This window comes from Mesorhizobium sp. B2-4-3 (assembly GCF_006442815.1).
Lineage (GTDB): Bacteria > Pseudomonadota > Alphaproteobacteria > Rhizobiales > Rhizobiaceae > Mesorhizobium.
This window is the reverse complement of record NZ_VFVL01000048.1, coordinates 20,211-29,292: the sequence shown is the minus strand read 5'-3', so window position 1 is coordinate 29,292 and position 9,082 is coordinate 20,211. Positions and strand designations below refer to the sequence as shown.

The window sequence follows — 9,082 nt, the reverse complement described above, 5'->3', positions numbered from 1 at the left end:
GCTGGAAATAATTCGGGTCTCTTTCTTCCGCTTTCCTGTGCCGTTCGGAGGCGCCTTTTCCGACCCATGATTGAATTCGAAGAGGATTTCACGGCGCACGAATTCGATGCGCTGCCATATCGCGCCGATAGCCGCATCGGCGTGCTTGCCGTGCACGTCCATGGCATCGATGCGCTGTACCAAGGCGGCTAGGGTTGTCTCCAGCTTTTCCGATCGAGCGCTGATTTCGTCGGAGATACCTTGCGGCTGCGGCTCAGCGCGTTCGTCCAGGCGCCTGGCAAGCGTCGTGACCTCATGAGCGATGCTTGGCACGCTCGCCATGGCGTTTAGAAACGAGGGAATGTGCGTTTTCCAGGCGTGCTCGATCTGCACCGTCCGTCCTTCGATGGGAGACAGCCGGCTGTCCATAGATGAGACTCGGCCTTCGATAGATGAGAGGCGCCTTTCGATAGGCACAAGATGACCTTCGATACGAACCCATATCCTTCGCCAAAAAGGCCGTATGACAGGGAGCAATATTGCCTTCACAGCCTGCTTCATAAAGTTGATCAATCTCCAGACACGCTACCCTTAGGGCTTGCCGTCAACGCATTCTGACGCCCCAAGCAGACAGTAGTTCGCGATTGTTCCCCTTATGCGCAGACTTCTGCCGACTCGCTAACATCGAACGCATCCGTCCCACACCCGGATCGTGGTATGGCATGCGACGCTGGCTGCCGCAACAATCCCGTATGCCTTTTGCTTTTGTGTCAAATAGCCCTAGCGACCGGGGCTGTCTGAAAATTTGCCATTGACGCTGGGGCTATTAAGAATCCTCATATAAATCAAATGGTTATTCTGCAGGTCTCCCCGATCTGCATGTCAGGCGGCGATGTCAGGGAAACCGTCTTGTGCAACCGAACTGAGATCATCTGGCGTCGGCCCGAAGTTCTCAGCCGAAATAAGCCGACAGGACCTCGCTGGCGAGCCCGTCCATCCGCACCCGGCCGTGCTCCATCCACAGTATGCGGTTGCAATTTTTCTGCAGCAGTTCGCGCGAGTGGCTGGCAAGGATAAGGATCTTGGTCGTGTTGACGATCTCGCGCAGCCGCTTGTCGGCCTTGTGTTTGAAATCCTCGTCGCCGGTCGAAAGCCACTCGTCCATGACCAGTATTTCCGGCCGGATCGCCGTGGATGTCGAGAATGCCAGGCGAAGCTGCATGCCGGATGAGTAGGTCCGGAACGGCATGTCCAGGAAGTCACCCAGGCCGGTGAACTCGGCGATATCGTCGAATTGCTCGCGTAATTCGTCCCGCCGCATGCCCATCATCGCCGCGCGCAGCTTGATGTTCTCGCGGCCCGTCGCTTCCGGATCGATACCCAGCGAGATGTTAATGAGGGACACGCACTCGCCGTGGATCACGGCCGATCCGCTGGTCGGCTTGTAGATGCCGGACAACACGCGGAGCAGCGTCGTCTTGCCGGAACCGTTGTGGCCGACGAGGCCGATCCGGTCCCCGTCCTTCACGGAAAAATTCACGTCCTCAAGGCCGCGCACGATGACGTGGCCGTCGCCGCGGCGGTCGATTGCGCCGCCGGTCGCGACACTGAGGACCCTGTTCTTGAGAGAACGGCTTGCCGCGTTGAAAACCGGGAATTCGACCGAGACGCCGGTCAATGTGATGGAAGCCATGCTCAAAGCCAATAGGGGATACGATGACGATAGCGGCCGAACAGCAGCAATGCCACGGTCCAGCCTACGATCGCGAACACGATGCACGCGATCCAGGTGGTCGCCGATGGCAACCCGCCCAGAAGTGGCTCCCGCACGACACTGATCAGATGGTAGAAAGGATTAAGATCCAGAAACAGCTGTGACATGCCTTTTGGCAGCGTCCGCGCCATCCACATGACCGGCGTCAGATACATGATGACCAGCAGGAGATTCTGCATCACTTGCGTCATGTCGCGATACCGGGCGCACAAAACGCCGAGAATGAGCATGATCCAAAGCAAGTTGAGCGACAAAATGACAAAGCCAGGCAGCGCCAGGAAAACGTGCCATGTCGGCATGCGCCCGACTGCCAAGAGAACGAGAGGGTATATGAGAATGTTGTGCCCAAGAATGATCGTGTTGCGGTACAGCGTCCGCAACACGTGAGTAAACAGCGGCATGCGCACCTGGAGGATGATGCCCTCGGCGCCGATAAAGGCTGTGCAACCCTCATTGATCGACTGCGAGATGAAACTCCAGAAAATCAGACTGACGCAGATGTAGGGAAGAAACTCCTGCATCGGCGAACGGAACAGCGTGCCGAAGACGAAACCGAGCGCGCCGATCAGGACACCCATGTTAACGGTCAGCCAAAACGCTCCGACCCGCGAGCGCCGGTAGCGCTGTGCCACGTCCTGCCAACTGAACGTCGTCGCGAGGTGATGTTTCTCCAGCGCGGCGCTTATGTCAGCGAAGGCCTCTGCAAGGAAGCCCGTTTCGGTTGGCGGCATGTGTTGAGATGTCCCGATCGTGTGTTCCTGGGCCAAGCCGTATGTGACAGGTCGGTGCATAGGCGCTCTAATCGCAACTCTAAATTATCTCTATTTCCGGGAACGGGAAGATGAACTTGCCTCCGTCCGTGAGGTATTCACGTTCCCGGCGCAGGATGCCGTCCTTGAAATGCCAGGGCAGGACCAGAAAATAATCCGGCTTCATCGCTTTCGCTTCCGCTTCGGAAATGATCGGTATGTGCGTTCCGGGCGTCATGCGACCGAACTTTTCCTGGTTGACTTCTGCGATCGCCGGAATTTCGGCTGCCGTGAGATTGCAGAACTGCAGGATGACGTTGCCCTTGGTCGAGGCGCCATAGCCCAGCACCTTCTTGCCGTCGGCGACGAGTGCCCGAATGAGGCGCGACAGGTCGTCCCGATGCCGGAACACGCGCTCCTCGAAGTCGCGGAACGGCCGCGGCGTGGACAGCCCCATGCGGTCTTCCTGTTCCAGCAGCCAATCGATGACCGCTTGATCCGTTTTGAGAGTCTTGTTGGCCTTGTGGGTGGCGGTGACAGCGAAACTGCCGCCGTTGATGTTGTTCATGACGACATTGACGATCTTGAGGCCGGCCGCCTCCAGGATTTTCGCGACGACCCCGAGAGAATAATATTCGATATGCTCGTGGCAGATCGTGTCATAGGAGTTGAGGCGGAGCATGGACGGCATGTAGCTCTGCTCGAAATGCCAGATACCATCCTCCGCGAGCACCTCGGCCACCTGGCGGGCAAACGCGATCGGGTCTTCGAGGTCATAGAACATGGCGATCGACGTGACGATTTTGGCGCGCTTTTGCGAGGCGCCGCGATATGCTTCGGCGGAAAAGAAATCCGGCACCAGCTTCACATCGTCCGGATAGTACTGCGCAAACTTCTTGCCGGTCGGATCGATGCCGATTCGGGTCAGTCCCGCGGTCGAGTAAGCCTTGAGGGTCGTGCAGTCATTGCTCCCGATATCGAGAACGACATCGCCGCCGCGCGGAGAGGCTAGCCTTTCCAGGAACCGAACCTTGTGCGTCAGGTGATCGACCATCGACTGGTTGAGGCCCGAGCGATAGCCGTAGTTGTCACCGTACATTTCGCTTGGCTCATAGGAATGCCTGAGCTGCAAAAGCCCGCTGGAAGGGGACCAGACCAATTCGAGCGGCCCCTTGGTAACGGGCTCAGAGGCCGACTTCGGGAACACGCCCGTGAGCGCCTGCTCGCCAAGATTGAGCACCGAGACGAGATCCTTCGCCTTGCCGACACGGCAGGCCTCGATGGCGTGATAGCTTACCTCGTTCATGGATTCCGTGCTCTCAAGTTGTTGATCGGGGGTGGTTGCTAGCTTGCTGTAGCCAATTCAACATCGTCTATGATTAGGTTACGCGTGCGCGGCAATCGTTCAGAACCGCATCTAGGGTCGCCTCGAAGCGGTGTTTGGGCGCCCAGCCAAGTTGCTCACGAGCGCGGGTTGCGTCTCCGACAATACGCGGCAGGTCGCTCGGCCGCATCCGCTGGGAGTCCTGTTCGGTGGCAATCTTGACGCTGCTCTGCGCCAGGAGCCGATCCAAAATATCTCCCATCCGCCACGAAATACCGGATGCTATGTTGAAAATCGTGTTCGGCTTGAGTTCAGCGCTCTTCGATACCACGCGCGCATAAGCGCCGGCGACGTCGCCCGCGTCCAGAAAATCCCGCTCCGCATCCAGATTGCCGACGCGAATGACCGGGGGAGCGAGGCCTGCTTCGATCTGCGCGATCTGCATGGCGAAGGCCGGCACGACGAATGCTTCCGTCTGTCCCGGCCCTGTATGATTGAAGGGACGCAGGCGAATGCATTTGAGACCGTGACGCGAGAGCGCGCCCAAGGCGAGATCGGCCGCCGCCTTGGTGACCGCGTAGTCGTCAACAGGTACAAGCAACGCGTTCTCATCGAGAGGCAGCCCCGTTTTTGCGCTCTCGCCGTATACCAGACCCGACCCTACGTGGAGCAGCCAACACTCCGGCGCCTTCTCAAGGATGGCGTGGGCCACGTTGAGCGCGCCCTGCACATGGATGCGCCAGGTATTTTCAGGATCGGCCCGTGCGGCTCCAAGCGCCGCGACGGCAGCCAAATGAATGACATGCGTTGGTCTATGACGAACGATCGCGTCTTGAACAGCAACCTTGTCGGTTACATCCAGCACTTCGATCTCGCCGAGCAGGGGATGTGATCCTCCATCCTTGGAGGTCGAAATGACGGCTATGTCGCTGCCGCAAACGCTGCGCAACGCATCGAAAACATAAGGACCGACAAAGCCCCTCGCACCTGTGATCAAAATCCGCATGCCGACCTCGTTAGCCTCGGCGCACTGCGTGTGCCAGCGGACGTCGTGACTGCCGCCAAACGGGCCAGCGCGATGGAACGCACCTGATGTACAGTCGACTCGATTGCATCACCGCCCAACCGGCTGCGAATGACGTTCCAAATCCGCGTCCACCATTTCACGGATCATTTCTTCCAGCGAGATCGTCGCCTCCCATCCCAGCTTTTGCTTGGCCTTGGCCGGGTTGCCGAGCAACACTTCGACTTCCGCCGGCCTGAACAGGTCGGGATCGATGACAAGGTGGTCATCCATCTTCAGACCCACATGCTCAAACGCGATCCGGCACATGTCACGCACGGTCGTCGTCCTGCCTGTAGCGACGACGTAATCGTCGGGTTTGTCCTGTTGCAGCATCAGCCACATGGCGCGGACATAGTCCTTCGAATGGCCCCAGTCGCGCTTGGCGTCGATATTGCCGAGCCGCAATTCCTTGGCCATGCCTTTCTTGATCCGCGCCACCGCGTCCGTCACCTTGCGGGTCACGAATTCGATGCCTCGAAGCGGCGATTCGTGGTTGAACAGGATGCCGCTCGAGGCGTGGATGCCGAAGCTTTCACGATAATTGACGGTGATCCAGTGGCCATAGAGCTTGGCGACCGCGTAAGGAGAGCGGGGGTAGAAGGGCGTGGCCTCCGACTGCATCGGCTCCTGGATCAGACCGTACATCTCCGACGACGAGGCTTGGTAGAAACGCGCTTCGGGAATTTCGAGGCGCATCGCCTCAAGCACATTGGTGACGCCTATGCCGGTGACGTTGCCCGTCAGGATCGGCTGCTGCCAAGACGATTTGACGAAGGATTGAGCGGCAAGGTTGTAGACTTCGTCCGGCCTTACGTCGCGCATGGTTCGCGCCAGGCCGGACAGATCCGTCAGGTTCCCGTCGACGATTCTGACGTCCTTCTCGATGCCGAGCCATTTCAGGCGCGTCGTGTTGACGTCGGCGGTGCTCGAGCGCCGTGCAAGTCCGTGGACCTCGTAACCCTCGGCAAGCAAAAGCTCCGCCAGATAGGCGCCGTCTTGCCCGGTAACGCCGGTTATCAATGCTGTCTTTGTCATCAATGCTCTCGATACTATTGTTCCGCTCCGGCCCTGTGAGCCGATGAACCGTCAGGCCCGGCCATAAACGTCATCGAACCGCACGATGTCGTCTTCGCCGAGATATTCCCCGCTTTGAACCTCGATCATGATGAGCGGAAGGATGCCCGGGTTTTCCAGGCGATGCTTGTGGCCGCAGGGGATGTAGGTGGACTGGTTGATCGTAAGCAGGATTTCGCTCTCGCCGTTGACGACCTTGGCGGTTCCGCTCACCACCACCCAGTGCTCGGAGCGGTGGTGATGCGACTGGAGGCTGAGGCGGGCATTTGGCTTCACTTGAATCCGCTTGATCTTGAAGCGGTGTCCTTCCTCCAGCACGGTATAGGTGCCCCATGGGCGATGCACCGTGCGGTGCAGCGTCGCCGTCTCGTGCCCAGCCGCCTTGAGGCGGTTATAGAGGTCCTTCACCTCCTGTGCCTTGTCCTTGTGCGCGACCAGAAGCGCGTCCGGTGTGTCCACGATCAAAAGATCCGAGACGCCGACAAGACCGACCAGCCGATCTTCGCTGTGCACATAGCAGTTCGCCGCGTCGTGCAGGATTGCCTCGCCAATGGCGCGGTTGCCCTTGTCATCGGCCGGAACAAGCTCCGACAGCACGGACCATGAGCCGATGTCGGACCAATCGAAACCGCAGGGCACGAAACCCACGTTACCTGCCTTCTCCATCACCGCATAGTCGATGGAAACGGCGGGAACGGCCGCGAAGCTGTCCCTATCCACCTCGACAGTAAGTCTGTCCGTGCTGTCCGCTGTCCTGCCTTTCTTGAGAGCCCTGCGCGCATTGGACAAGATGTCCGGGCACAGGTCCTGCATGGCTTCGAGCATCGAGCGGGCCGTGAAACAGAACAGCCCCGAGTTCCAGAAGAAACGGCCGCTGGCGACGAATTGGGCTGCCGTGGCCGCATTCGGCTTTTCCACGAACCGAAGAACTCTATCCCCCTCAGCCTCCACGTAGCCAAAGCCCGTTTCCGGACGGTCAGGCTTCACGCCGAATGTGACGATCTGGCCCGAGGCCGCAAGCGCTGCCGCTTTCGCGACACTGGCGCGGAAGCCGGCCTGATCCAGTATCAGATGATCCGCGGGGAGCACGACAAGGATGGCGTCCGGGTTCTCATGCGCGACGTGCAATGTCGCGAGCGCAACTGCGGCTGCCGTGTCGCGGCCGAACGGCTCCAGCAGGAACGTGTTCTTCACGCCTGGAGCGGCCACCTCCAAATATTCATCGGCGGTGAGAAACAGCAGGTCACGGTTGGTGACCGTCACAACCTGATCGACGCCTTCAAGCTCCACGGCGCGCGCGTAAGTCTTTCGAATCAGCGTCCCGCCGCCCGGCAATGGGATAAAGGGCTTCGGATGCAATGCGCGGGAAATCGGCCATAGCCGGGAACCGACGCCGCCACTGATGATGACAGGAACGATATTGGTCAAACTTCAACTTTCCAAGATTTGAGCCCGGCCGAGAGCGAGGCCCCAACCGAGCAATTCGTCCGCGCGCGATTCCGTTTTTGCTTCGACATAGCAACGCAATTCGGGTGCGTTACCCGATGCGCGGAAATGCACAACCTCTCCGTTGTGGACGGTGATACGCACACCATCACGGTTGTCAATATCGGCGACGCCCCCAAGAACCGCAAAGATCTCGTCGGCATAAGCTGCATCACTCGCCAACTTACCGAGGAAGGACGCACTGCTCTCTGTCGGCACGCCTTCGAGCCGACTGCTTGCGCCGGCGAGAAAGCGAAAGTCGGCCGCTATCTCAGCGAGCGGACGGCCGGTCTTTGCAATCGCCGAAAGCATGCAAAGGATTGGCAATACCGAATCCCGCGTCTGCAAAGCCGGAAGGGTGCGCCCGTCTTTCTCTACGGGCGAGCCGAGCAGAACGCCGCCATTCGCCTCGAACCCGACGACACATTTTCCGCCCTCGGCGAGAGCGGTCGCGATACCTTCAATGACGTAGGGCGAGCCTACGCGCGTGCGGACCACCCTTGCAAAATAACCGCAGCGTTCCAGACCTGAGTTGGAGCTGACCGGCGTGACAATGCAATCGGTACCCAAGAAATGCGCGGTGATGGCACCTACAAGATCGCCGCGCACGAAAACACCGCCAGCGTCCGCCACGAGCGGCCTGTCGCCGTCGCCATCGGTGGACACGATCGCATCGAACGGTTCGGCCGCCGCCCAGTGCTCGAGAAGCGCCACATCTTCCTGCCTAAGCGCCTCGGTATCGACCGGAATGAAAGATGCGGCCCGGCCCAGAGCAATCGTCTCGGCCCCCAGTCGGCGAAGAACATCGACAATGATGTCTCGCGCCACGGAAGAATGCTGGTAGACGCCGACGCGCAGACCAGAAAGGCTGCCTTTTTCAAAGAAGCTTAGAAAGCGGTCCATGTAGCCCTGGGACGGCTCGGCGCCTAACCGCACGGGATCAACTGCCGACAGTGACGGAACGCTATCCTCCATGGCTGCGTGGATTTCGACGATGTCGCGCTCATCGCGCTTGTCGATCTCGCCATCCGCCCGGTAAAATTTAAGGCCATTTCTGTCGTCGGGAATGTGACTACCCGTGACCATTATTGCCGGAGCGTTTTCGCTGCTGGCGTGAAGCGCAAGCGCTGGTGTCGGCAACGCTCCACAATCGACCGGCACCTGCCCGGCCTTGGTGATCGCCGCGTGAACAAGCTGCGCGATGTCTGGGCTGGACGCGCGAAGGTCACGTCCGACATAGACCTTCGAGCCTTCATTTAATCCGCCCCGATCCCGGAGCATGCGCAGGAAGGCGACTGTATAGGTGTACGCTGGCGGCCCTCGAAGCTCGCTGACGAGACCGCGCAGTCCACTGGTACCGAACCTCAAAGCCACCGTTTGCCATCCTTTCCGAAGAAATCTGGCTCGGTGCAAGTTAGGCAAACTGACATCGATTTCGCGAACCCTGCGACAGCATTACGGCGGATGCGGAGCATCGGACAACGCATCGCTATAGATCAGCCACCTGAGCGGCTTGCTGTATTTTTCGATTTAATATTAGATACTTCTAATACCGATGAGCGGAGGAATGTTCCTCTGCTTTCAGCAAGGATAGTGCCTTTCAAGAAGGTCTCCTTGAGTTGCCGAGCCCC

8 protein-coding genes are annotated in these 9,082 nt (G+C 59.1%); all 8 read right to left on the bottom strand.

The window, feature by feature from the left end:
• Window positions 1–408 (bottom strand): hypothetical protein (locus FJ956_RS28750; protein WP_140782007.1); only part of this gene is annotated, 408 nt, incomplete at its 3' end.
• Between the two features lie 523 nt (window positions 409–931).
• Entirely contained in the window at window positions 932–1,672 is a 741-nt protein-coding gene (locus FJ956_RS28745; RefSeq protein WP_140676709.1) for an ABC transporter ATP-binding protein, read from the bottom strand.
• A gap of 2 nt (window positions 1,673–1,674) precedes the next feature.
• A complete protein-coding gene (locus FJ956_RS28740) occupies window positions 1,675–2,484 on the bottom strand; it encodes an ABC transporter permease (RefSeq protein WP_140676706.1) in 810 nt (269 codons plus the stop codon).
• A 79-nt stretch (window positions 2,485–2,563) separates the two neighbouring features.
• On the bottom strand, window positions 2,564–3,808 hold the full coding sequence (locus tag FJ956_RS28735) for a class I SAM-dependent methyltransferase (RefSeq protein WP_140676703.1): 1,245 nt from the start codon (window positions 3,806–3,808) through the stop codon (window positions 2,564–2,566).
• Between the two features lie 73 nt (window positions 3,809–3,881).
• Complete coding sequence (locus tag FJ956_RS28730; protein ID WP_140676700.1) at window positions 3,882–4,832, bottom strand: GDP-mannose 4,6-dehydratase; 951 nt, start codon at window positions 4,830–4,832, stop codon at window positions 3,882–3,884.
• A 108-nt stretch (window positions 4,833–4,940) separates the two neighbouring features.
• Window positions 4,941–5,927, bottom strand: a complete 987-nt coding sequence (gene gmd / locus FJ956_RS28725) for a GDP-mannose 4,6-dehydratase (protein WP_140676697.1) — start codon at window positions 5,925–5,927, stop codon at window positions 4,941–4,943.
• A 51-nt stretch (window positions 5,928–5,978) separates the two neighbouring features.
• Window positions 5,979–7,394: a mannose-1-phosphate guanylyltransferase/mannose-6-phosphate isomerase gene (locus FJ956_RS28720; RefSeq protein ID WP_210241586.1), complete on the bottom strand. Its 1,416-nt coding sequence runs from the start codon at window positions 7,392–7,394 to the stop codon at window positions 5,979–5,981.
• Window positions 7,395–7,397: 3 nt separating this feature from the next.
• Window positions 7,398–8,825, bottom strand: a complete 1,428-nt coding sequence (locus FJ956_RS28715) for a phosphomannomutase (protein WP_140676694.1) — start codon at window positions 8,823–8,825, stop codon at window positions 7,398–7,400.
• Between the last annotated feature and the right edge of the window lie 257 nt (window positions 8,826–9,082).

Excerpts from the sequence above, each read along its gene's own strand:
- FJ956_RS28740 (WP_140676706.1), bottom strand. The coding sequence starts at position 2,484 with ATGCCGCCAACCGAAACGGGCTTCCTTGCAGAGGCCTTCGCTGACATA.
- FJ956_RS28735 (WP_140676703.1), bottom strand. The coding sequence starts at position 3,808 with ATGAACGAGGTAAGCTATCACGCCATCGAGGCCTGCCGTGTCGGCAAG.
- FJ956_RS28745 (WP_140676709.1), bottom strand. The coding sequence starts at position 1,672 with ATGGCTTCCATCACATTGACCGGCGTCTCGGTCGAATTCCCGGTTTTC.
- gmd (WP_140676697.1), bottom strand. The coding sequence starts at position 5,927 with ATGACAAAGACAGCATTGATAACCGGCGTTACCGGGCAAGACGGCGCC.
- FJ956_RS28730 (WP_140676700.1), bottom strand. The coding sequence starts at position 4,832 with ATGCGGATTTTGATCACAGGTGCGAGGGGCTTTGTCGGTCCTTATGTT.